The organism is Pseudomonas sp. 13159349, assembly GCF_013305685.1.
Classification (GTDB): Bacteria; Pseudomonadota; Gammaproteobacteria; order Pseudomonadales; family Pseudomonadaceae; genus Aquipseudomonas; species Aquipseudomonas asiatica.
The window spans coordinates 2,486,423-2,509,612 of sequence record NZ_CP045553.1; the positions used below are offsets into that span (position 1 = coordinate 2,486,423).

Below are 23,190 nucleotides of genomic sequence, written 5' to 3' on the forward strand. Positions count from 1 at the left end.
AAAGACTCCAAGAAAAGGAACAGTCATGGCCGAACCGCTCGCTACAACCCCTATCCGCTACAGCTTCGGCGCCGACGAGCACCTGTTTGCCGAAGTCAGCGAGAGCATGTCGCTGGAGGCCTTTTTCAAGGGCATGGCCGTCACCCGCGCGGTGGAGCGGCTGGCCCTGGATGGCGTGCTGGATGTGTGCCTGGCCAACGCCTCGTTCCAGATTCGCTTCGACCCGGACCGTATCGCGCCGCAGGCACTGCTGGAGGCGGTGCGCGGTGCCGAAGCGCAGGCGGTGGCCGAGCGCTCGTTGCAGACACGGATCATCGAGATTCCAGTGCTGTACAACGACCCCTGGACCCATGAAACACTGATGCGTTTTCGTGACCGCCACCAGGACCCGGGCAGCACCGACCTGGAGTACGCCGCGCGGATCAACGGCCTGGCCGATGTCGAGGGGTTCATTGCCGCGCACAGCGGTGCGCCGTGGTTCGTGTCGATGGTCGGGTTCGTTGCCGGCCTGCCGTTCATGTTCCAGATGGTCGAGCGAGAGCGGCAACTGCAGGTGCCCAAGTACCTGCGCCCGCGTACTGACACCCCCAGGCTCACCCTTGGCCATGGCGGCTGTTTCGGCTGCATCTATTCAGTGCGCGGGGCAGGTGGCTACCAGATGTTCGGCGTCACTCCGGCGCCTATCTACGACCCGCAGCAGACGCTGAACTACCTGAAGGAGCACATGGTGTTCTTCCGCCCGGGAGACATCGTGCAGTTCAAACCCATTGACCGCCGCACCTACGACCAGGCGGTGGCGGATGTCGAAGAAGGCCGTTTCGACCTGCGCATTCGCCCGGTGGAATTCTCCCTGGACGCGTTCCTTGCCGACCCGGTCGGTTATCCACGGATTCTGCAGGAGGTGCTGGCATGATCAAGGTACTCAAACCCGGCTTGGCTACCTCGGTGCAGGACCTGGGCCGCGAAGGCTACTACCATCTGGGCATCCCGCCGTCCGGCGCCCTCGATCAGTACGCCCTGAGGGCGGCCAACCACCTGGTGGGCAACCCGGCCGGCGCCGCCGGCCTTGAGTGTGCGCTGGTGGGGCCGGAGCTGGAGTTCCAGCGGGATGCCCTGGTGGCGGTTTGCGGTGCGCAGATGCCGGCCTTGCTCGATGGCCGTGAGCAACGCCCGGACACCGCGTTTGCCGTACGTGCCGGGCAGGTGTTGCGTTTCGGCTTCCCTACCGCAGGTGCCCGGGCCTACCTGGCGGTGGCCGGCGGTATCGATGTACCTGAGGTGCTCGGCAGCCGCTCCACCTATGCGTTGGGTGCATTGGGTGGCTTGCAAGGGCGCAAGCTGATGGCGGGTGACCTGTTGCCGGTCGGCATGCCCAGCGGCAAGACCCGCGCCGGCGCGAGCCTGCCGATGGCCTTGCGCCAGGCCTTGGGCGGCGAGGTGGTGCTGCGGGTAGTGCCGGGGCTGTACTTTCACCGCCTGACCAAGGCTGCGGTGCAAAGCTTTTTCACCGAAGCCTGGACGGTCGGCTCCGAGGCCGACCGTATCGGCTATCGCTACAAGGGCGGCAGTGCCTTGAGCTTCCAGCCACGGGAGCAGCCGTTCGGGGCCGGCTCGGACCCGTCGAACATCGTTGACAGCTGCTACCCGATCGGCTCGATCCAGGTGCCCGCGGGGCTGGAGCCGATCATCCTGCACCGTGACGCGGTGTCGGGTGGCGGCTACGCCATGATCGGCACGGTGATCAGCGCCGACCTGGATTTGATCGGGCAGATGCAGCCCAATCAGCAGGCGCGGTTCCTCGAGGTAAGCCTGGAGGAAGCCCTGGAAGCTCGGCGCTCGTACAAGAAGAAGCTGGGTTTCCTGGCCAGATTGTTTGGCTGATTGATGTTTGCGGCGGTGCGCCACCCACACAAGGGCTGGCGCAGTCGTTGCAGGAGCGGCCTTGTGACGCGAAAGGGCCGCCGAGCGGCCCCGGAATTCCGGCATCACAGCGTCCAGACAAGCCAAAAGGAGAAAATTCCTACAGCGCTTTGGGACGCACCACGCTCCTCGAAGAATTGATTCCCCGATAGTGTTCATGTCTTCAGCCTAACTGGAAGACAAGGACCTCTTCATGCCCGGCCCATCTGCTGTTCATATTGGAAAACCCCAGGCCGCCAACGCTGCCCATGACGTAACCGAAAGCAGCCTGCATGCCATGCTCGATGTCCCGGAGGGCAGCGATTCACCTTATCCACCCGGCCAGGGCAGGCGCGCGGATCATGAGGGTTATCCGGCCGACCCGGACTTCCAGCTACGCGGCGGCTTCGCCAACCTGATGCTCGACGCGGCCAACCCGCTGTTCGGCCTGGTCATACGCCTGCGTACGCTGGATGACCTGCCCAACATCGAACATGTGCACAAGACCCTGCAGATTCAGGTCAGCACAATCCGCGAGGAAATACAGCAGCACGGTTATTCCTCTGTGCACCTCGAAGCCTATTCCTATGCCTTGTGCCTTTACCTGGACGAGGCCGTGATGAGTCGCCCCTGGGGGAACAATTCGTGCTGGAGCCACGAACCGCTGCTCAGCATCTTCCATGGCGAAACCCAGGGTGGCGAGAAGATCTTCGTGTTGCTGGAGCGGTTGATGCAGTCTCCGGAGGAGTTCCAGGATGTGCTGGAGTTCCTGTACTTCTGCTTTTGCCTGGGCCTGAAGGGCAAGTACGCCCTGGACCCGAAGTGCGATGAAATCATCAACGCCCTGATTTCGCGGATGCACAAGGTCATTCGTGAACTGCGCGGCCCCACGCCGGAATTCCCGGGCGATCCCTATACCAACGTGGTCCCTCGCCCCCACCGTATGCGGCGTCGGGAATGGCCCTGGTGGAGCCCGTTGGTGATCTCCGCCATCGCCATGGTCTGCGCCTACTGCTACTACAGCTACCGCCTGAGCTTGATCACCGCCGAGGTGCTGGAGTCGCTCAACGGCATTTTGCAGCAGTAGCAAAGGGGATCCGCATGCCTAGCCAATCCGACTTGCGCTTCACCTTCCAGCCGCTGCTGGCCAGATTGACTTCGAAGTGGTTTCGTTCGAACTCGACGAAATGATCAGCTCACCGTTCCAGCTGAAACTGGAATGATCAGTTTTGAAGACGAGGTCGACTTCGGCCAGTTGCTCGACCAGCAGTGCTTTTCACGATCTGGCGCGGTGAGCGCCCCCTGCGCTATGTGCACGGCCTGGTCAGCAGTTTCAGCCAGGGTGAAACGGGGTTCTATCGCACCCGTTACCGCGCCTTGGTCGAACCCGTGCTGGCCCGTGCCGGCTTGCGTTCGAACTGGCGCATCTTCCAGCAGAAGACCGTGCCGCAGATTCTCGAATTGATGCTCAGGCGCCAGGGCATTGCCCGTTTCGAAATCAACAGCATGGGCGAGCATCAGGTGCGCGAGTTCTGCGTACAGGCCGGTGAAACGGACCTCGACTTCATCGCCCGCCTGGCGGGGGAAGAGGGTTTCGTCTATCGCTTCGAGCACACGCCGAAACATCACCAGCTGGTCATCACCGACCGACTGCTGGCGCTGGGGCAGATCAGCCGAAGCGCGCTCAAGGCCGACGACGAGGATGAAGACTTCTTCGACGAAGACGACATTGGCCCCGACCAGGTGCTGTACCGCGCCAACAGCGGTGGCGACCAGGCCAGGCCTTGTCTGCGCCGCCTGCGTTACAGCGAACAGGTGCGCACTGCACGTCAGGTGCAGCGGGACTACACCTTCACCAACCCGCAGTACCGGCAGGAACACCGCGCAGGTGACAGTAGCATCACCCATCAGTCCCGGGACTATGAGCGCTTCGACTACCCCGGCCGCTACAAGCGCGATGCGGTCGGAGTGCCCTTTACCGCCACGCGCTTGACGGCCCTGCGCCATGACGCCCGTATTGCCGAAGTCGAGGGTGACGATGTACGCCTGCAACCGGGGCTGAGCTTTACCCTCATCGAACACCCGCGCAAAGACCTCAACGCCCATTGGCGTGTGATGCGTGTACATCACGAGGGCAGCCAGTTCACCAGCCTGCAAGAAGAAGCTGCCGGGGCCGAACAAGGAACGCGCTACTCGCAGGAAGCCGTGCTGGTGCCCGGCCGAATCGAATGGCGCCCGGCGCCGTTGCCCAAGCCCCGCATCGACGGCCCGCACATGGCCACGGTCGTCGGGCCGCCCGGGGAAGAGATCTACTGCGACGAGTGGGGCCGGGTCAAGGTGAGCTTCCCCTGGGACCGGGAGAGCGAGAACAACGAGTTCAGCTCCTGCTGGGTGCGCGTGTCACAAGGCTGGGCCGGCGGTAGCTGGGGCTCGATGGCTATCCCGCGCATCGGCCAGGACGTGATCGTCCAGTACGTCAACGCCGACCCCGACCAGCCGATGATCACGGGGCGTACCTATTGCGGCGACCAGCTGCCGCCGTACGACCTGCCCGAACACAAGACGCGCATGACCATCAAGAGCCAGACCCACAAAGGCGATGGTTTCAACGAGCTGCGCTTCGAGGACGAACTCGGCAAGGAAGAAGTGTTCATCCATGCCCAGCGGGACCAGAACAATGTAGTCGGCAATGATGAGACCACGCGTGTGGGGCGTAATCGTGTCGAGCAGGTCGGCAATGATGAGCACTTGAGTATCGGCAATGACTTCCGCCAGGAAACCGGGGGTGACCATACCCAGCTCATTGGGCAAACCTGCCACGTAGACATCAAGCAGGACCTGATCGAGAAGATAGGCAACGACCGTAGCGAATCAACAGGGGCCAATCACAGGGCCCTTGTCGGGAAAGACGCCGAGCTGGTCGTCAAAGGTACGCAAAAGGTCACCGTCGGGCAGGGCATGGAGCAACATACGACGATCTATCAGCTGCGCGCCAGTGAGCGCATCGAGTTCAGAACCGCGGGCGGCAGCATTGTGCTGGACGGGCAGGGCATCACCATCAACGGGCTGAAGCTCGAGCTGTTGGGGCAAACCAGCGCGGCTGCGTCAGGGGCTGGAAACAGCCAGCCACTTACGCTTGCGCCTGACGCCAGCAACAAGTGCGAGGCCAAGGCCTGATGCGCACTGACAACCTGGCGAGGCTCATCGAAAGCCATCATGGGGCGCACTTGTACTGCCATGTGCTGATAGATCCGCTTGCGACTGCTCACGATGGCGACCACGGCGTGCTTGCCCCGCTGCGCAATGCCCTGGGTGAGCAGGCATTGACCCGTGTGCACCGGGCCGACCTGGCCCATGCCCCCCAACTGCATCCCGTACTGGTCTGCCTGGCTTCGCCCGGCATGGTCCCCAGTCGCCGTCTGTTGGAACTGACCGCCCGAGCGGCGCAGAGGGCGTTGTTTCAGCAACGGCGTTACCTGTGTGGCTGGCTGTTCAGTGAGGCGCCTTCGGCCACTGTCGCGTCCCATCTCACGGCCTTGTGTCGGCTACCCGATTCCAATCGGGAATTTGGCTGCTACCCGGTCTACGAACCCGTCCGGCTGGAGTTGCTGGCGGCGACGTTCGAGCGGCTTGAACAAGGCCCATGGTGGCCGATCAGTGACTGGTTGTTCCTGAGTAGCGGTGGGAGGTTGGCAAGCCTGAAAGGGCAGAGCGGGCAGCGACACCCTTTGCCGACCCCTGCGCGGCGAATTCAGGATGACGTGGGGCTGATCGAACGTGTGCTGGCTACCTGGAGAGTGTTGCGGGCGGGTTCGCAGCACATCAATCAGTGCCAGATTCCACCGTTTGCTGCGGTGCGTGCTTCGAACCATGTCGATGATGCACGCAGGTTGGGCCTGAGCGAGATGGAGGACATCGTGGCCTTCGCTCTCCATCACCTGTGCATTCACCCCAGGCTGCATACCGTACCTGCGGTGGGCGAAATGATCGACGCAGCGGCCAGAGGCCAGGCGCCTCTTGCCGCGTTGCTCGCCCGCTACTCCGAGGCGCAATGGCGCCAACTGATCGAATGCCTGCCGAAATCCGAGAATCGCTCATGACCATCAGCCAACGTATTGCCCTCGCGATCGCCGAAGCCGGGCTGCCGCACGACCAGTGCATGTTCTGCGAGCGCCAGGGCCTGCCGATCCTGCCGCTGCGCCGCGCCCTGGTGCCCGATACCCGCCCCGAGTGTGTCTCCACCGTGGCGGATAACCGGCATATCTCGACAAAGATCGGCTTGCGCACCTTGCGCAGGGGCTTCCTGTATGTGCTGCTCGACCAGCAGGTCTGGCATGCCTATGCCGTCAGCGAGCAAGGTCATCTGCGCCGCTTCAACCCTTACGAGCCGCCAGATGGCCCGCCTTCCCCGCTGCCCGAAAAATGCGTGAACGCAGATCACGACATTCCTTCGGCCTTTCTCAACCTCGATACCGGCAGGTACACCAGCGCCTGGCTGGCCTTCTCCAGCGATCCTTGGCCGGTGAGCGTTGCTGAACGCCTACAAGAGCGGCGCGTCGCCTGCGCATCGCTTCGAGGGCCTGGACCTGATTCAGGCCCGCAACAATCCCGAACTGTTAGGCATCGCCATGACGCCCGATAAGCTTGGGGTCGACCAGCAGGTGTTCGAGTACGCCCAGCATGGCTGTGCCCCCTTCGACAGTGCGCATGGCTTCCACAGCCGCTGGTTGCGCCGGTTCGCCCTGCGAGGGTATCTGGTCAATGCGATCAACCGGCACAAGCTGGAAAACGGCGTGCTGGCGGTGGTGCTCGACGACACTGTCGGGCTGATTCAGGAGTACAACCATCAGCGGCTGAACTGGGTAGTGAAGCGTCAGGCCTGGCGTGAAGAACCGATGCGCGCCTATCAGCTGCAAACCTCGCAGATCCTGCAGATCATTCGCGCCACGCACAGGGAATGGGCGGCGCAGAAGGTGCCGTCGCTGGAACCGATGACGGGTGATGGGCCGCCGGTGTTCACCGCCCCGGCAGTCGAGCGGCAGCTGTTGGTCGAGCGTGCGCAGCAGGAGAGTGACGAGCGGCTTGAAGAGCGCTACCACGAACCGCAGCGGGCCGCGTTCCAGGCTGACTATGAGCAGCAGGAACGTGAGTTTCAGCGTTACATCGACAAGGACGCGCAGGCGTACGTTGCCTTGTTCGATACGCCCATGTTCAAGGTGGCCGAGGCGTACGACTACGACGGTAATGATCGTGAGTCCGGGGTGGCCTACGCCAAGACCATGGCCCTGTGCCTGGGCGGTGGGGTTACGGAAGCTGTCGTCCCCCGCCTTGAACCGCATGTTCCTGCTTCCGGCACCAGTGAACTGCTCTGGTTGAAATGGCTGCAGGACCCGGACAGCCCGCCCTACCGCGCGTTGTTGATGCGCGACCAGGCACTGCTGGCCGGGCTGCTGCCCAGTTTCTCCGCCACAGAAGCGATCAGCTGGAACGACAGCGACAAGCTCTACGGCATGCTGAGCAAGATCATCGCCAGCGATGACGCCGGCTTGCGCACGCGCAATACCCTCAAACAGGCCATTGCTGAAACGCAGAGCGCACTCAATGCGGCCAGTCAGCGGCTGGCGCCATGTTTGTCACCTGGTATTCAGAAGGCTGTGCGGCATTTGAACAGTGCCACGCAGTTTCTCTACAACGGCGTCCACCTGATCGAACTGGAAGTGAAGATGAAGCTGGGCGAGTACTACGCGTTGCAGAGCGCCCACCTCCGGGAGTTGCAGCACAAGGCCAATGCGTCGATCGCCGAGGCGCGGGACCGGATGCGCCGCAATATCGATGACTTCGAGTTTGGCTCGATGAAGGCCATGCGCAAGGTGCGGCCGATCATCCAGCATGGGCTGATGAGCCTGGCCGTGCTCGATCCACGGTTCACCAATTCGATGATCAGCGTGACGGTGTGGGTCGAGGGCAAGGCTGAGGAAGTGCATGGGCGGTTGTTCAAGGAGGCCAGCATGGGGGTAACCCAGGCGAGCAGCGCGGCACAGCTTGCCCTGGTGGATATCTCGGTGGCAGCGGGGACGTTGGAAGCCGATGCGCGCAAATTATTGCAGGGGATGAAGATCACGTCGCAGCAGGCGGCCCGATTGGTAAAAACCGGTTTTTCCGGGTTGCGCGGGATTGCTGGCAGCTGGGAAGTCCTGCTGGCGATAGGCGGGTTGTATCTGCAGCAGGACAGCCTGGGCAGGAATCAGGAAAAGGCGGAAACGGAGATTGGGCCGAAGGCGCATGAGGCCAGGTTGGCGTTGCAAGGATCGTACTTGGGAGTGTTGGGAGGGAGTATCGAGCTAATTGGGCTCTTGTTGAGCTCAAGTACTAAGCATACTGGAAAATCGTGGGCTAGGGGCGCCTCAGAAGCTGGAGTATCGCTGATAAAAATCGGTGCGATGATAGGTGCAATAACGGGGGTTTTGGATACGGCACAAGCATTTTCTGCTGCTAAACGTGCACGAGCAGCTGGGGACAACCTAGCAGCGAGGAATTATTTTAGTGCAGGTCTTGTGTCCGTCTCTTCAACTGGCATGTTTGTCTACGCAATATTCAAACCCGTCCTGTTAGGGCCTTTAGGTCTGGCTATCGTACTGGCTCTCATCGCTTACGCATTTGCCAAGTCAGCTGAAAAAAACGAATCTAATGCATTAGAGCGCTGGGTGCGACGCTGCTGCTTTGGAACTAACGATGAAAATCCGGTCGTGTCTTGGAAGACACCTGAATATGCAGATATAGCGTTTGCAGAGCTGAATGCCGCCACGCTCGGCGTATATACGGCGGTTCATTTCGAATCCAAGCGTTTAAGCGACCCGACCACTTCTAAGATTGGTGGCTTGCTTAGCTTGGAGCTAGAGCAAAAACTAAAATTCCAAACCATATTGCCCAAATACCGTGATGAGCATTCGGCCTATCGTTTGACGCTTGTGGTACATCGTCATGGTGACGGAACCTTCCCCGACTTCAGTGGCGGAGAGGCTGTCGTTCTTGATGAGTACCAACCTGTTCGAGCCGAGGCGCTTACCAAAGCAGCAACATTCCATGACTTTTTTCAGCCGAGGTTGCCCGATTATAAGAGTGATATTTTAGTTAAAAAAATACGACGGTCGCCTAGCCGAAATGAGCCGCATATGTCTTGGCTAGAAATTACGGGTACTGTTAATCTGATGGCTACGATTGGGCCGCATACCATTAGAGCCGCGACACTGCTGATAAGTTATTGGCCGGATAGAAGGCTGCCAGACGCATATGTTGAGGTCTGCATTAAGGAAGCTAATGAATGAAGATCAAGCCCAGGATCCTTTCGGAGCGAGCTCTGTGTTGGAGTTATGATCTGCCTGGTGTCAGTTCGGATGAAGTTCCGCGTTCAAGCTTTGAAGATATAGATCCGCCACCAAACTACTGTGATGATGTGTTCCTGGAACTTCCCCGATCTACTGTCAGTTTGCGTGGTGTCGCAGTGCTGATAGGGGGACCAATTTTGGTTTTTTCTGTGGGTGCATTAATCTACATGCATTGGAGCTTTTTTGGTATCTACTGGTCGAATAATTGGGGCGTTGACATCCTCTCATCGCTAGCGATTTTGATTGGCATGTGGGCTACTGCGACATATGTAAAAATGGACCTATTGCTCCCACGGGACGAACCCATTCGTTTCAATCGCCTACGACGCAAAATCTATCTCTATCAATTCAGATTCCACTACATCTATCTGTTCAGCCGCAAACACTGGGGCGTTAAACCGGTCGCCTACAACTGGGACGACGTAACCGCCGAAGTCTACCGAGTCTACGCCCCCGGCCACGGTGGGCTGATCGAAAACGTCATGCTGTCGGTCCGCAACCCGGAAACCAACGAAGTCATCGACCGCGTCTTCTTCACCCACGACCTGTACCACGGTGAAGCCTACTGGGCCATCGCCCGGCTATTCATGCAGCAAGGCCCCGAAGCCCTGCCGAAGTTCGTACACCCACCCCGTGACTGGAACGATGACGATGGCCTGAGCCACATGCATTGCCTGGCACCCAAGGTTCATTGGCCGGAGGACATGGACCGTGAATCTCGTACTGCCCCATCTGACTGAGAGGGCCGATGAACCCCCGGGTCTAGAAGGGATACGCTGCCATGGGTTCGAAATTGCCATTAGCTTGGTCATGCTTTGTGCCGTGATACTGACCGTGGGGCTGGCGGCTGTGTTACGACGGGGCTGATGTATCAACGCGCCTGCCTGACTCAAATCCCTTATTCAGAGACGTTTCCTACAAACTTTTAGGAAGCCCAATGCCTCTCTGGAAAGCGATTCCCCGTTAGTGTTCAGAGGCCGTCAAGGCCCTGTCCAACACGAGGATCGCTCATGACCATCAGCCAACGTATTGCCCTCGCGATCGCCGAAGCCGGGCCGCCACACGACCAGTGCATGTCCTGTGAACGCCAGGGCCTGCCAATCCTGACTATAAAAGTGATTTTTAAGTGAATAAAAAGCGACAGTCGTCGGGATTAGGTGGCGTGCGTGCTTCGAGTATGGAAATCACCGGATCTATAGAGCTTATGTCGATTATCGGGATGCATAATATCAGGGCTGCGACACTGTTAGTAATGTACTGGCCAGATAGGAATGTGCCGAATGCCTATGTTGAGGTTTGTGCCAAGGAGGTTAATGAGTGAAAGCTAAGTTCAGGGCTCGGCGGGCTCTTTGTTGGAGTTATGATCTGCCTGATGTCAGCTCGCAGAAGGTTCCGCGTTTTAGTTTTGAGGATATAAATCCATCACCTAACTATCTAGATAAAGTGTACTTGGAGCTTCCTCGATCTACTGTCAGTTTGCGTGGTGTTGCGGTCCTGCTGGGCATTCCAGGGTTGATCGCGTCTTCTGGTGCGCTTATATATTTGTATTTGCTTATACTGGATGTTAGTTGGTCACGTGACTGGTATGTTGCTGTTATTATAGTGCTGGTGCCTATGATTGGAATGTGGGCTGTTGCGTCCTTTGTAAAGATCGACCTAATGCTCCCAAGGGACGAACCAATCCGCTTCAATCGCCTGCGACGCAAAATTTATCTCTATCAATTCAGATTCCACTACATCTATCTGTTCAGCCGCAAACACTGGGGCGTTAAACCGGTCGCCTACAACTGGGACGACGTAACCGCCGAAGTCTACCGAGTCTACGCCCCCGGCCACGGTGGGCTGATCGAAAACGTCATGCTGTCGGTCCGCAACCCGGAAACCAACGAAGTCATCGACCGCGTCTTCTTCACCCACGACCTGTACCACGGTGAAGCCTACTGGGCCATCGCCCGGCTATTCATGCAGCAAGGCCCCGAAGCCCTGCCGAAGTTCGTACACCCACCCCGTGACTGGAACGATGACGATGGCCTGAGCCACATGCATTGCCTGGCACCCAAGGTTAATTGGCCAGAGGAGATAGACCGTGAATCTCGCACCGGGCCATCAGAAGGAGAGACCCAATGAATCCTGTCGTACTTGTAGGCCATCGACATGTCTGCCCGCTGCATGGCATCAACGAGGTAGAAAGCGGCAGTGCAACGTACATCTTCAACGGCAGGGCGGTTGCCAGGGTGGGGGATCGGACCACGTGCGGTGCCGTGATTGAGAGTGGAGCCGAGCATTTCCTGATTGAAGGCGCGGCCGTGGCGCGTAAAGGTGACCGGACGGATCACGGTGGTGTGCTGGAGGAGGGTGATGCTGGGTGGATGCTGGACTGATCAAATGTCTCTTGTACAAGATCGGGCCCACAGATCTCTGTGCGGCTTTGGCAGTGAACACCAGCGCAGCCGGATGGGTTTGCTATCTCGGTGTTGACACCGAGTGCGCCGCGCCACCATTATCCAGCCATATCCACGCAACGGGCTTGCCGGCATGTCCATTTCCAACCACGCCATTTTCGCTTCGGGCTTCATCGCCCAGGCAGGCGCGTGCGTTGCCGTTGCCAAGAAATCCAAGAAACAGCCGCTCATCTGACCGAGGCGCGCTGTCTCGTCAGGTGGGCTGACGAGACAGAAGGCGCCAGGTATCCCTGCCAGACCACTTCGACTCTCCGCTCTGCTGACGCTGACTTTCGGTCAACATCAGGAGTTTTTGCATGTCGAATTTCCGTGGTATCTGGATTGCCCTCGTCACGCCATTGCGCGCCAATGAAGTCGACTTCGCCGCCCTGGAAAAACTGGTGAAGAAGCTGCTCGAAGAGGGTGTGGCCGGTTTTGTGGTGTGCGGTACCACGGGCGAGGCGGCGGCGCTGTCCAAGGCCGAACAACTGGCCGTGCTGGATGCCGTGCTGGCCTGGGTGGAGCCGGGCAGGGTGGTGATGGGCTTGTCGGGCTACAACTTGCGCGAGTTGTTGGCCTTCCAGGCTGAAATCCAGCGGCGTGAGATTGGCGGGCTGCTGGTCCCTGCGCCGTGCTACATCCGGCCTTCGCAGGCCGGCATCGAAGCGTTCTTCAGCACCGTGGCGGATGCCGCCAGCGTACCGGTGATCGTCTACGACATTCCCTACCGCACCGGGGTACGTATCGAGCGTGAAACCCTGCGCCGCATCGTGCGCCACCCGCGCATCGCGGCGGTGAAGGACTGCGGCGGTGACAGCGAGACCACCATGGCCCTGATCCAGGACGGCCACGCCCAGGTGCTGGCCGGTGAGGACGTGCAGATCTTCAACAACCTGTGCCTGGGTGGCGCAGGGGCCATTTCTGCTTCGGCGCATGTACGCGCCGACCTGTACGTGCGCATGCTGCAGCAGGTCGGCCATGGCGACTGGGTAGCCGCGCGCGGCACGTTCTACCAATTGCTGCCTTGGATGAAGATGGCCTTTGCCGAGCCCAACCCGGCTGTGGTCAAGGCGGCCTTGCAGCTGCAGGGGCTGATGACCGACGAACTGCGAGAGCCCATGCAGGCGTGCACGGAGATGACCCGGGGCAAGCTGCGAAGCGTTGTGGATTCGCTCGGCGCTTGAGGGTGTACCTGCCGGGCTGTTGTTCTGTTGACGAATGCCCGGCCTTTTGAGCTGCGCTGCCGCGTTGAAAACAAATATCGCTCACTTGGCGCGTCCTTTGTAGGAGCAGCCTTGTGCTGCGAAGAGGCCGGTACAGGCAACAGATACGAATTGTCAGTACGGGCCTCTTCGCAGCACAAGGCTGCTCCTACCGGGCCCCTGCTAAATTTTCATCCCAGGAGACCGACCTGGCCTCGCCAATCAGGATGTCTTCGAAAAACGCCCCGACCGGCTCGCTAGGGTGGCACAACTGGATCTCCAGCACCCACACCACTTCGCTCGGGACGATTTCCACCTCGGCCAGTTTGTCCTGCCCATACAGCACATGCGGGAAGTCGGCGATGCGATGCCCGGCCAGGTTGCGCTCCAGCTGCCAGCCTTTTACCTGGGCACTGCGCTCGGCGAAGTCGTACAGTTCGCGCCCGGTCAGGCCACGGCCCCAGGCCTGGCGGGTTTCGTCGAACACCTCATGCAGTGCCTTGACGCAGGCGTGGTGCAGCTCGTGCTGGCCGAACACGAAGGTGTCGCCATAGTCGCCCTCATAGCCATCCCATACCGGGCCGACGTCGACCACGACGATATCCGTAGTACGTAATACACGTTGCAGATCAATGCCTTGGCGCGGCGTGCGCACGGTGTCGTCGCCAAAGCGGATGTAGGTCGGGTGCCAGGTGTGCGATGCACCCATCGCCTGCAAGGTTTGCGCGGCCATCTCCAGCGCCTGGGCAGTGGTCATGCCGACTTTCAGCTGGTTCGCTATCGCAGCAACGGCCCGCACCGACTGCTCGCGGGCAGCGAGCATGCCGTCCAGCGAGTAGCGTGGGCCGACTTTTTCAAGCTCCGGGTGCAACGGGCTGGCTGTTGAAGCCTCTGGCGCCAGTGTGCCGCTGGCAACGAAAGCCTCCGCGACAAAACGATGGGCCTGCAGGCCTGCCGCGAGGCACTGCTCGCGAACCTGGCTGATCATCGCCGCATTGCCGCAGGCATAGACCTGGGTGTCGGCCCAGCGATGGGCCTGGGCCAGCGCTACCTGCTGCACCCGCGCCTGGTCCGATAGCACCGGGTACCAGCGAAAGTGAGCGTGTGCACGGCTGGCCTGATCGAGAAACTCACGGTCATAGAAGTCGGCGTCCGATCTGCCGCCCCAGTACAACGTGACCTCGGCATCACCTGCCAGGGCGGTCAGCAGCAATGGCTTGATGCCGGCGTAACCTGTGCCAGTGGCGAACAGCACCAGGGGCCGCTGGTCCTCGTGCTGCCAGGTGCAGGCACCCACCGGCCCTTCCAGCTTCAAGGTGTCACCTGCTTGCAGGGTTGGCAGCAGGCGTTCGGTAAACAGGCCGCCGCTTACCTTGCGGATGTGAAACACCAGTTTCCCCTGGTCCCGGTCGGGCAGGTTGGCGATGGAAAAACAGCGGCTATCGCCGTTGGCGAGCCGAATGCGTACGTACTGGCCAGCCCGTACCGCCAACGGCTGTGCAGGCTGCAGCACCAGTTCGATGATATCGGCGCTCAGTTCGCGTTTACCATGTACCTGCGCGTGGATTTCCAGTGTCTGGGTTTCCAGGGACCAGCCGGGGATTTCCAGGCGCATGTCGCTGCAGGCGTGGCTCTGGCACAGCAACATTTCGTCGTCGGCCAGGGGGTAGCAGGGCGCCGGCATGTCTGCCGTCCGCTGCTTGTCCCGATACTGCCCCGACACCACCTTGACCTTGCACGACCCGCAGGCGCCGCGGCGGCATGAGAAGGGCACCGGCAGGCCGCTGGCGAGCATGGCATCGAGCAGCAGCTCCTGGCTGGCGTCGAAGGTTTTGCCCGAGGGCGACAATTCAATGACGTGGCGGTTCTGCATGGGCATCTCGGGGCAAGTGGAGGTTCGATTGTTGCTATAGTCCAGGACCAGTAGAACCTCCAGTTTCGGTTAATTCACATGGTCCAGCTTCGCAAATGGCAGCCGCTGCTCAAGCTCGACGGGGCGCAGCCGCAGGCTTCGTACAGGCAGATCGTCGAGGGCCTGGTAGCCGCGATCTCCGAGGGCCGCCTGCGCCCCGGTACGCCGTTGCCCGGCACGCGGGAAATGGCGCAACTGCTGAACGTCAATCGCAAGACGGTGATCCTCGCCTACGAGGAAGCCGAGACCAAAGGCTGGCTGGAAAGCGTGCAGCGCCGTGGCACCTTCGTCAGTCGGCAGCTGGCGGCTGGCAACCTGGCCGAGCCCGATGCAGCGCAGCCCTTTGCCCTGGTGCTACAGGAGGAGCCTGCCGTTGCCTACTTCGCGGCCAACGAACAGGCTGCCGCGCAGCAGGATCGGCCGGGTGCGCTGTTCTTCGACAACGGCGCCTGTGACCACCGCCTGCTGCCGCAGACCGTTCTGCACCGCTATTACCGTAATGCCTTGCGCAACAGCTTTGCCGCCAACACCGTGCGCCATGGCAGCGCGTGCAGCAGCCACTCCCTGCGCAGCGCCTTGGCCGACATGCTGCGGCACAATCGCAGCCTGAACGTTGGCGCCGAGCATATCTGCCTGACCCAGGGCGTGCAGATGTCGCTGTACCTGGTGGCTAGCGTGCTGCTCAAGCCTGGTGACGTTGTGCTGGTCGAACGCCTGAGCTATCCGCCCGCGTGGGAGATCTTCCGCCAGCTGGGCGCCCGGCTGGTCACCGTGGACCTGGATGAGGAGGGCTGTCGGGTCGAGCAGATCGATGCACTGTGCCGGCTGCACCAGGTACGCATGCTGTACATCACACCCCATCACCAGTTCCCGACCACGGTCAGCCTGCCTGCCGGGCGCCGGCAGCAGTTGCTGGAACTGGCGCGGCAGCACGACTTCTGCGTGGTCGAGGAAGACTACGACCATGAATACCACTTTGCCGGGAGGCCTTACCTGCCGCTGGCCAGCGACCGTCAGCAGCGGCACGTGATCTACATTGGCTCATTGTCCAAGTCCCTGGGCAGTACGTTCCGTTGCAGTTTCATCGTGGCGCCGGCGGAGGTGGCTGCGGCGCTCGAACGCAGGGCGACGCTGACCCTGGGGCAGGGTGATGCGGTGATGCAGCAGATGCTGGCGGACTTGATCAATGATGGCGAACTGAAGAAGCACTTGCGTCGGGTCACCCGGGAGTATCGCCGACGTCGAGAGACCCTGTTGGTTTGCTTGCGCGATGCCTTTGGCGAGCAGGTAACCGTGCGCGAGCCGGAAGGTGGGCTGGCGCTGTGGGTGAGGTTTGCTGACGAGATCAATGTGGATCAGTTGGTTGGCAAGGCGTTGGAGTTGGACCTGGTGGTACGCAGTGGCCGGCAGTTTTCGCCGTTTGGTCATGCGGAAAATGCCTTGCGCCTCGGGTTTGCCTCGCTGGACATGGATGAAATCCGGCTGGCTACACAACGTTTGGCGCAGGCGGCGAAGGCGATTACCGGGTAGTAGAAAGGACAGCCTGCCTGGCAGTCCTGACCAGCGACGAGGCTGCCTATATCACCGGGCAGAACAATAGCGTCGCGCGCAGCGTCTTGCCGCCGTCAGTGTGCAGCCGTCGGCAGCATGCCCGAGCGCTGGGCCTTGTGCGCGGCTTCTATCAGCTGCAGGTTGCGGCTGCGCAGGGCGTGATTGTTGCCAACACGCAGGTTGGAGCGAAGCGCCAGGGTTTCGGCCTGTTCATACTGCCCTTGCTGAAGGCGCAAAACGCCAAGGTAGTGCAGCGTTGCCGGGTTGTTCGGTTGAATGTGCAGCGCACGCTCCAGGGTGGCCGCCGCCTGGTCCAGCTGGCCGTCGGCATACTGTTGCGAGGCGGTTTCGATCAGCACCGTCGAAGCATTGTTGCTGCGTGTGGGCGCGTAGCGTTCGCCGGCCAGTGCGCCCTGTGCCGTGATTGCGCTGAACAACAGGAGCAGGGCTGACAGAACAGGTGTGCTGGGCATCGGCGGAAGACTCGGCAGGGCTTGGGCGGGCCAGGTTGGAGGGCGAGGGGATGCTATCGACCGAATTGGAGCGTTGAAGTTCCCGCCTGGTCGGCTTGTTGCCCGTTGCCCGGTATGTGCCTCGACAACATCTGTTCGGTTACCGCCCATAACCGCACTCCGGCGCCTCAAGCCTGGGGCAGTACCTCCGATAGCAGCACACCCACCGTCGAATCATCGACCAGAAGTGGTGCCAACAAGGAGTACTGCCCCCATGCTTGCCAACCTGAAGATCCGCACCGGAATGTTCTGGGTGCTGTCGCTGTTCAGCGTGACCCTGCTGTTTTCCACCGTCAGTGCCTGGCGGGCGGCGGTGGGCAGCGACCAGCAGATCACCGAACTGGACCAGACCGCGCACCAGTCGGACCGGTTGAACAATGCGTTGCTGATGGCGATTCGCGCCAGTGCCAATGTGTCCTCGGGCTTCATCGAGCAGCTGGGTGGTCATGAGGAAAGCGCCAACAAGCGCATGGCGCTGTCGGTCGAGCTGAACGACAAGAGCCAGAAGCTGGTGGACGAGTTTGTCGAAAACGCCCGCGAGCCTGCGCTGCACGCACTGGCAACGGCACTGCAGGCCACCTACGGCGAGTATTCCAAGGCGGTCGCCGGGCAGCGTGAGGCAACCCGTCAACGTTCACTCGAGCAGTATTTCAAGGTCAACACCGACGCCGGCAACGCCATGGGCCGGCTGCAGGCGCTGCGCCAGCAACTGGTCGGCGCATTGAGTGAGCGCGGTCAGCAGATCATGCTGGAATCCGACCGGCGCCTGGCGCGCGCCCAACTGCTGAGTCTGGGGCTGCTGGGCGTGACGTTGGTGTTGGCGGTGCTGTGCTGGGCCTTTATTGCCCAGCGCGTGCTGCACCCGCTGCGTGAAGCTGGCCGGCACTTCCAGCGCATTGCCGGCGGCGACCTGAGCGTGCCGGTGCAGGGGCAGGGCAGTAACGAGATCGGCCAGCTGTTCCATGAACTTGAGCGCATGCAGCAGAGCCAGCGCGACACTCTGGGGCAGATCAGCAACTGTGCCAGGCAGCTGGACGCAGCCGCCACGGCGCTGAATACGGTCACCGAGGAAAGCGCCAACAACCTGCGCCAGCAGGGCCTGGAGCTGGAGCAGGCCGCTACCGCCGTTACCGAAATGACCACGGCTGTCGAGGAGGTTGCGCGCAATGCCATCACCACCTCGCAGACCACCAGCGAATCCAACCAGCTGGCGGCGCAAAGCCGCCGGCAAGTCAACGACAACATCGACGGCACCGAGGCCATGACTCGGGAGATCCAGGCCAGCAGCGCACACCTGGAGCAACTGGTCGGGCAGGTGCGGGACATCGGCAAGGTGCTGGAAGTGATTCGCTCGGTGTCCGAGCAAACCAACCTGCTGGCGCTCAATGCCGCCATCGAGGCCGCCCGTGCGGGCGAGGCCGGGCGCGGCTTTGCGGTGGTGGCTGATGAAGTGCGTACGCTGGCTTACCGCACGCAGCAGTCGACCCAGGAAATCGAGCAGATGATCGGGCGCGTGCAGGCGGGTACCGAAGCGGCCATGACCTCGATGCAGGCCAGTACCAGTCGTGCCCAGTCGACGCTGGACGTGACACTGGCCTCGGGGCAGGTGCTTGAGGGTATCTACAGTGCGATCGGCGAGATCAACGAGCGTAACCTGGTGATTGCCAGTGCAGCCGAAGAGCAGGCCCAGGTGGCGCGAGAGGTGGACCGCAACCTGCTGAACATTCGCGAGCTGTCGACATCCTCGGCAGCAGGGGCGCAGCAGACCAGTGAGGCGAGCAAGGCGTTGTCGGGGTTGGTGGGGGAGATGGCGGCGTTGGTGGCGCGGTTCAGGGTTTGAGGTCTGGCGGGCACCAGACTGTGGCAGTGGGCGCGCCCGCGAACACCGGCGTAGCCGGTGCCTTCCACCGCGTCGCCTGCTTCGCGGGTAAACCCGCACACAGGGGCACCACCAGCTGAAGGAATGCGCCATACCTGTGGGAGCGGGCGCGCCCGCGAACACCGGCGCAGCCGGTGCCATCCACGGCGTCGCCTGCTTCGCGGGCATGCCCGCTCCCACAGGGACCCCACCAGCTGAAGGAATGCGCCATACATGTGGGAGTGGGCGCGCCCGCGAACACCGGCGCAGCCGGTGCCATCAACCGCATCGCCCGGTTCGAGCGCACGCCATGTGTGCTTTCAGTTATCGATCGTGCTTCGAAGAGGAGCGCCCGGCCTTGTTGTGTTCCTTGGAATGGGCAATGCCGGACCGGGTAGTGCCACGGCCGTTGTCATCATTGCGCAGGCTTCCATAGTGATTGCCGCTCTCGCCATGGTTGCGGGTGGCCTTGCCTGCATGATCACTCTCGTAGCCGGCGCCATTACCGTTGAACCCACCTTTGCCACCGCCATTGCCATTACCTTTGGCATATGCGGAACCAATCGGCGAGACATCGGCAGGCAACAATGCAGTTGCGCCGAGCGCCAGGGCACAGGTAAAGACGGCTACCAGGGTTTTTTTCATGTTTGTTCGCCTCCAGAAGGCGCAGGGGGGGAGCTTGAGTGCGGATACGACATAAGGTTGCCTTTTAAGTTCCGCAGTGCGCAGCCTTTCGACGAAGCGGCTGCCAGGCCCTTTCAGTACCTGGCAGCCTCAAGCTTCATGACTGTTCAGATCTCGACCTGGGTGCCAAGCTCGATCACCCGGTTCAGCGGCAGCTTGAAGTACTTCAGGTTGCTGTTGGCATTCTTCAGCAGGAAGGCAAAAAGGTGCTCACGCCAGCGGGCCATGCCCATCTGCCTGCCTGCAATGACCGTCTCCCGGCTGAGGAAATAAGTGGTGCGCATGGGGCCGAACTCAAGGTCCGCACGCTGACAGCGGCTTAACGCCAACGGCACGTCGGGCTCCTCCATGAAGCCGAAATGCAGGCTCACGCGGAAGAAACCATCACCAAACTCCTCGACCTCAAAGCGCTTGCCAGCGTTGACCCGTGGCTCGTCCTCGAACACGACGGTCAACAGCACCACCTGTTCATGCAGTACCTGGTTATGCAGCAGGTTGTGCAGCAAGGCGTGAGGCACCGCCTCGGGCCTGGCGGACAGGAATACGGCAGTACCGCCCACGCGGTGAGGCGGCTGGGCCTTGAGGCTGGTAATGAACAGGTCCAGCGGCAGCGAACTTTCGTCCAGCCGCTCGACGATCATCCGTCGCCCGCGCTTCCAGGTAGTCATCAGGGTGAACAGTGCAAGGCCGGCAATCACCGGAAATGCACCGCCCTGGAGGATCTTCGGCGCATTGGCGGCGAAATACAGGCTGTCGACCAGCAGGAATGCCAGCAGCATCGGCACCGCCAGCCAGCGTGGTGCCTTCCACAGCAACAGCACCACTGCCGAAGCCAGCAGTGTGGTGATCAGCATGGTCCCGGTCACGGCTACGCCATAGGCTGCCGCAAGTGCCCCGGACGACTCGAAGCCGACCACCAGCAGCACCACGCCAACCATCAGTGCCCAGTTCACCATGCCGATGTAGATCTGCCCCTGTTCCTCGCTGGAGGTGTGCTGGATGAACATGCGCGGTACGTAACCCAGCTGGATGGCCTGGCGCGTCAGCGAGAACGCACCGGAAATCACGGCCTGGGACGCGATGATGGTGGCCAGCGTGGCCAGCCCGACCATGGGCAGCAGGGCCCATTCGGGCGCCAGCAGGTAAAACGGGTTGCGCACTGCCTGCGGGTCGCCGAGGATCAGTGCGCCCTGGCCGAAGTAGTTCAGTACCAGGCCGGGCAGCACCAGCAGGAACCAGGCCCGGGCGATGGGTTTGCGGCCGAAGTGCCCCATATCGGCGTAGAGCGCTTCGGCGCCGGTCAGCGCCAGCACCACCGCGCCCAGGATCGCCACCCCCATGCCCGGGTGCAGCACGAAGAACTTCACCGCCCAGAGCGGGTTGAGTGCCTGCAGCACCTCCGGGCGCTGGACTATGCCGTGCAGGCCCAGTGCACCCAGCACGACGAACCACAGCACCATGATCGGCCCGAAGAGGATGCCGATGCGCGCGGTGCCATGCTTCTGGATCAGGAACAGGGCCACCAGCACCACCACCGACAGTGGCACGACCCAATGCTCGATACCGTCGAAGGCCAGTTGCAGGCCCTCGACGGCCGATAGAACGGAAATCGCCGGCGTGATCATGCTGTCGCCGTAGAACAGCGCGGCGCCGAACAAGCCGAGCAGCACCAGTATCCTGCCCAGGCGCTGGTAGGGCGCCGCCGCCCGATGCGCCAGGGCGGTCAGGGCCATGATGCCGCCTTCGCCCTGGTTGTCGGCACGCAGGATGAACAGTACGTACTTGAGCGATACCACCCAGAGCAACGACCAGAAAACCAGCGACAGCACTCCGAGTACGCCAGCGGTGTTGGCCTGTACGCCATAGTGCCCGGCGAACACCTCCTTGAGGGTGTACAGCGGGCTGGTGCCGATGTCGCCATACACCACGCCGACAGCGGCGACGAGCATGCCGACAGGGTTGGACTTGGCGGGAAGGGATTGATTTGCGATGACGGTGGACTGGCTCACGAAAGGTTTCTCTGGACTGGCGGGTATAAATGCATGCCATCCCTGAGCATCGCGCGCCCAGTATTCCTTCTGTCTGCCGGCTCAGTCGTAAAAAGAGCGTAAAAAATCAGCCAGCGCCCCAATACCTGTCAGTTAAGCAATTCGGGGCCGCTTTGCGGCCCGGCCAACTCCCACAGGTACAGCGCAGACTTCAAGAGTTTACGTGGTCCCTGTGGGAGCTGGCCTGCCGGCGATGGTTTGGTCAGCCAGGTTGCGCCGCCAGGCTGTTGCTGACGTTACGCCCCAGCACCAGCACCGTAGCGAAACCGCAGCCCACCAGGGCCGTGGCCAGGCTCAGCAACACCGAGCTGCCCAGCTGGTCGACGATACGACCGCCGAAGAACGAGCCCAGTGCAATGATCACCTGGAACATGGCAACGAACAGCGGCATGCCACGTTCGACATCCTTGGGCGCGACGACGAACATCCAGATACTGGCGCAGGCCGGGAACGCGCCGAAGGCGAAGCCCCACAACCCGATCAGCATCGCGGCACCGGTCATGCCGGTGGCGAAGTGAGGGAACAGGGCAGTGCTGGTGCCGATCATCAGCGCTACCAGCAGCAGGGTGTGACGTACGCTGCGGTTGGCGGCGAAACCGGCGAAGATATTGCCGAATACCCCGGCCACGCCATAAAGCAGCAGCAACGAGCCAATGGTAGGCCCATCGAAGCCGGAGCTTTGCTTGAAGAAGGGGGCGACATAGGTGTACGCGGCAAAGTGCGCCAGCCCGATCAGCAACACGGCGATCAGGCCAACCCGCGCCTGTGGGTTGATGAACAGGGCCGGCAGGTCGCTGATGCGAATGGCTTTGTCCGGGTTGAGCCGCGGGAGCAACAGGATCTGCGCCAGCAGCACCGGTATGCCCAGTAGCGCGGTTATCAGGAAGGTCATGCGCCAGCCCATCAGGCCACTCAACCAGGTGCCTACCGGCACGCCCAGCACGGTGGCCAGGGTTACGCCGACCATGATGATCGAGGTGGCCTGGGCTACGCCCACGCCCTTTGGCGCCAGGCGGCCGCTGAGGGCAATGGCCGTTGCCCAGAAGCCGCCGATACTCACGCCCAGCAGCACGCGGCCGAACAGCAGCAGGTTGAAGTCGCTGGCGTAGGCTACTACCGCGTTGGCGATGATCATGATCAGCGTCAGCCCGATCAGCAGGTAGCGACGGTCCAGAGCGCCAATGCCCACCGAGAGTAGTGGGGCGGCGAGGGCGGCCATGATGCCGGGCAGGGTGACCATCAGGCCGGCGTGGCCTGCACTGATGCCAAGGTCGCTGGCGACATCGTTGAGTACGCCCACCGGCAGGAACTCGCTGGTCACCAGGGCGAAAGCGCCGACGGCGACCGAAAGGATTGCCAGCCACTGCTGGCTGACGCTTTGTTGATCATGTTCGGGGAGGCCGCGAGGGGCCTGGCTGGCACTTGGCATGGTATTGGATTCCAAGAGAGGGATGTCGCCTGAAGCAGGCGCAAGGAGCGGGGGAAATTTGCCGGGGATTATAGGGGGCGGTTTCGCCTGGCCAACATGCGGGTCGCTCGATAGTAATCATCAGCGCAATCGATGAAACGCCTTGCGCAGAGCGCCCGCTGTTGGATGGGAGCGCAGAGAACAAATATCGCTCGTTTGAAGCGTCCATTGTAGGAGCAGCCTTGTGCTGCGAAGAGGCCGGTACTGACAAAGCCTTTGTATTGCTTGTC

Annotated in this window: 16 protein-coding genes and 2 pseudogenes; 13 read left to right on the forward strand and 5 right to left on the reverse strand. The window is 61.4% G+C overall.

What is annotated here, in order from left to right; all coding sequences use genetic code 11:
• The first annotated feature begins 25 nt into the window (after positions 1-25).
• From GEV38_RS11665 to dapA, 11 genes and pseudogenes are all read left to right on the forward strand, one after another.
• Entirely contained in the window at positions 26-913 is an 888-nt protein-coding gene (locus tag GEV38_RS11665; protein ID WP_054571854.1) for an allophanate hydrolase subunit 1, read from the forward strand.
• On the forward strand, positions 910-1,881 hold the full coding sequence (locus tag GEV38_RS11670) for a biotin-dependent carboxyltransferase family protein (protein WP_054571853.1): 972 nt from the start codon (positions 910-912) through the stop codon (positions 1,879-1,881). Before GEV38_RS11665 ends, GEV38_RS11670 begins: the two co-directional genes overlap by 4 nt.
• Positions 1,882-2,113: 232 nt before the next feature.
• Positions 2,114-2,986, forward strand: a complete 873-nt coding sequence (gene icmH / locus GEV38_RS11675; protein WP_173895820.1) for a type IVB secretion system protein IcmH/DotU — start codon at positions 2,114-2,116, stop codon at positions 2,984-2,986.
• A gap of 14 nt (positions 2,987-3,000) precedes the next feature.
• Positions 3,001-5,076: pseudogene (locus GEV38_RS11680) on the forward strand (type VI secretion system Vgr family protein).
• The gene (locus GEV38_RS11685) at positions 5,076-5,999 is read left to right on the forward strand and encodes a hypothetical protein (protein WP_054572905.1); all 924 of its coding nucleotides are present in this window, start codon (positions 5,076-5,078) and stop codon (positions 5,997-5,999) included. Before GEV38_RS11680 ends, GEV38_RS11685 begins: the two are co-directional and overlap by 1 nt.
• Positions 5,996-9,224: pseudogene (locus GEV38_RS27665) on the forward strand (T6SS effector BTH_I2691 family protein). The gene GEV38_RS11685 and the pseudogene GEV38_RS27665 overlap by 4 nt, the downstream one beginning before the upstream one ends.
• Positions 9,221-10,024, forward strand: coding sequence for a DUF6708 domain-containing protein (locus tag GEV38_RS27670; protein WP_235891304.1), 804 nt, complete (start codon positions 9,221-9,223; stop codon positions 10,022-10,024). The pseudogene GEV38_RS27665 and the gene GEV38_RS27670 overlap by 4 nt, the downstream one beginning before the upstream one ends.
• A gap of 577 nt (positions 10,025-10,601) precedes the next feature.
• Positions 10,602-11,411 (forward strand): DUF6708 domain-containing protein, encoded by an 810-nt coding sequence (locus GEV38_RS27675; RefSeq protein WP_235891305.1) that lies wholly within the window; start codon positions 10,602-10,604, stop codon positions 11,409-11,411.
• Entirely contained in the window at positions 11,408-11,665 is a 258-nt protein-coding gene (locus GEV38_RS11710) for a PAAR domain-containing protein (RefSeq protein WP_015270011.1), read from the forward strand. Before GEV38_RS27675 ends, GEV38_RS11710 begins: the two co-directional genes overlap by 4 nt.
• A 103-nt stretch (positions 11,666-11,768) precedes the next feature.
• On the forward strand, positions 11,769-11,921 hold the full coding sequence (locus GEV38_RS11715; RefSeq protein WP_023661540.1) for a hypothetical protein: 153 nt from the start codon (positions 11,769-11,771) through the stop codon (positions 11,919-11,921).
• 121 nt (positions 11,922-12,042) lie between these two features.
• Entirely contained in the window at positions 12,043-12,909 is an 867-nt protein-coding gene (gene dapA / locus GEV38_RS11720) for a 4-hydroxy-tetrahydrodipicolinate synthase (RefSeq protein WP_054572901.1), read from the forward strand.
• Positions 12,910-13,096: 187 nt separating this feature from the next.
• Here dapA and GEV38_RS11725 read toward each other — a convergent pair whose 3' ends face one another.
• Positions 13,097-14,800 (reverse strand): NAD(P)H dependent flavin oxidoreductase family protein, encoded by a 1,704-nt coding sequence (locus GEV38_RS11725; protein ID WP_173895824.1) that lies wholly within the window; start codon positions 14,798-14,800, stop codon positions 13,097-13,099.
• A gap of 78 nt (positions 14,801-14,878) precedes the next feature.
• On the opposite strand from GEV38_RS11725, the gene GEV38_RS11730 reads away from it, so the two are divergent.
• The gene (locus GEV38_RS11730) at positions 14,879-16,369 is read left to right on the forward strand and encodes a PLP-dependent aminotransferase family protein (RefSeq protein WP_054572899.1); all 1,491 of its coding nucleotides are present in this window, start codon (positions 14,879-14,881) and stop codon (positions 16,367-16,369) included.
• 95 nt (positions 16,370-16,464) lie between these two features.
• Here GEV38_RS11730 and GEV38_RS11735 read toward each other — a convergent pair whose 3' ends face one another.
• Complete coding sequence (locus GEV38_RS11735) at positions 16,465-16,863, reverse strand: tetratricopeptide repeat protein (RefSeq protein ID WP_054572898.1); 399 nt, start codon at positions 16,861-16,863, stop codon at positions 16,465-16,467.
• A 253-nt stretch (positions 16,864-17,116) separates the two neighbouring features.
• On the opposite strand from GEV38_RS11735, the gene GEV38_RS11740 reads away from it, so the two are divergent.
• Positions 17,117-18,742 (forward strand): methyl-accepting chemotaxis protein, encoded by a 1,626-nt coding sequence (locus GEV38_RS11740; protein ID WP_054572897.1) that lies wholly within the window; start codon positions 17,117-17,119, stop codon positions 18,740-18,742.
• Positions 18,743-19,084: 342 nt separating this feature from the next.
• Here GEV38_RS11740 and GEV38_RS11745 read toward each other — a convergent pair whose 3' ends face one another.
• The 3 genes from GEV38_RS11745 to GEV38_RS11755 all read right to left on the reverse strand — a co-directional run bounded on the left by GEV38_RS11745 (position 19,085) and on the right by GEV38_RS11755 (position 22,921).
• Entirely contained in the window at positions 19,085-19,405 is a 321-nt protein-coding gene (locus GEV38_RS11745) for a hypothetical protein (protein WP_015270018.1), read from the reverse strand.
• 146 nt (positions 19,406-19,551) lie between these two features.
• Positions 19,552-21,393: a potassium transporter Kup gene (locus GEV38_RS11750; protein WP_080604860.1), complete on the reverse strand. Its 1,842-nt coding sequence runs from the start codon at positions 21,391-21,393 to the stop codon at positions 19,552-19,554.
• A gap of 301 nt (positions 21,394-21,694) precedes the next feature.
• The gene (locus tag GEV38_RS11755; RefSeq protein ID WP_013972141.1) at positions 21,695-22,921 is read right to left on the reverse strand and encodes an MFS transporter; all 1,227 of its coding nucleotides are present in this window, start codon (positions 22,919-22,921) and stop codon (positions 21,695-21,697) included.
• Positions 22,922-23,190: the final 269 nt, after the last annotated feature.

Bases quoted from the DNA above. Each gene is read 5' to 3' on its own strand.
- GEV38_RS11665 (WP_054571854.1), top strand. From the start codon at position 26: ATGGCCGAACCGCTCGCTACAACCCCTATCCGCTACAGCTTCGGCGCC.
- GEV38_RS11670 (WP_054571853.1), top strand. From the start codon at position 910: ATGATCAAGGTACTCAAACCCGGCTTGGCTACCTCGGTGCAGGACCTG.
- icmH (WP_173895820.1), top strand. From the start codon at position 2,114: ATGCCCGGCCCATCTGCTGTTCATATTGGAAAACCCCAGGCCGCCAAC.
- GEV38_RS11685 (WP_054572905.1), top strand. From the start codon at position 5,076: ATGCGCACTGACAACCTGGCGAGGCTCATCGAAAGCCATCATGGGGCG.
- GEV38_RS27670 (WP_235891304.1), top strand. From the start codon at position 9,221: ATGAAGATCAAGCCCAGGATCCTTTCGGAGCGAGCTCTGTGTTGGAGT.
- GEV38_RS11710 (WP_015270011.1), top strand. From the start codon at position 11,408: ATGAATCCTGTCGTACTTGTAGGCCATCGACATGTCTGCCCGCTGCAT.
- dapA (WP_054572901.1), top strand. From the start codon at position 12,043: ATGTCGAATTTCCGTGGTATCTGGATTGCCCTCGTCACGCCATTGCGC.
- GEV38_RS11725 (WP_173895824.1), bottom strand. From the start codon at position 14,800: ATGCAGAACCGCCACGTCATTGAATTGTCGCCCTCGGGCAAAACCTTC.
- GEV38_RS11730 (WP_054572899.1), top strand. From the start codon at position 14,879: ATGGTCCAGCTTCGCAAATGGCAGCCGCTGCTCAAGCTCGACGGGGCG.
- GEV38_RS11735 (WP_054572898.1), bottom strand. From the start codon at position 16,863: ATGCCCAGCACACCTGTTCTGTCAGCCCTGCTCCTGTTGTTCAGCGCA.
- GEV38_RS11740 (WP_054572897.1), top strand. From the start codon at position 17,117: ATGCTTGCCAACCTGAAGATCCGCACCGGAATGTTCTGGGTGCTGTCG.
- GEV38_RS11745 (WP_015270018.1), bottom strand. From the start codon at position 19,405: ATGAAAAAAACCCTGGTAGCCGTCTTTACCTGTGCCCTGGCGCTCGGC.
- GEV38_RS11750 (WP_080604860.1), bottom strand. From the start codon at position 21,393: ATGCTCGTCGCCGCTGTCGGCGTGGTGTATGGCGACATCGGCACCAGC.
- GEV38_RS11755 (WP_013972141.1), bottom strand. From the start codon at position 22,921: ATGCCAAGTGCCAGCCAGGCCCCTCGCGGCCTCCCCGAACATGATCAA.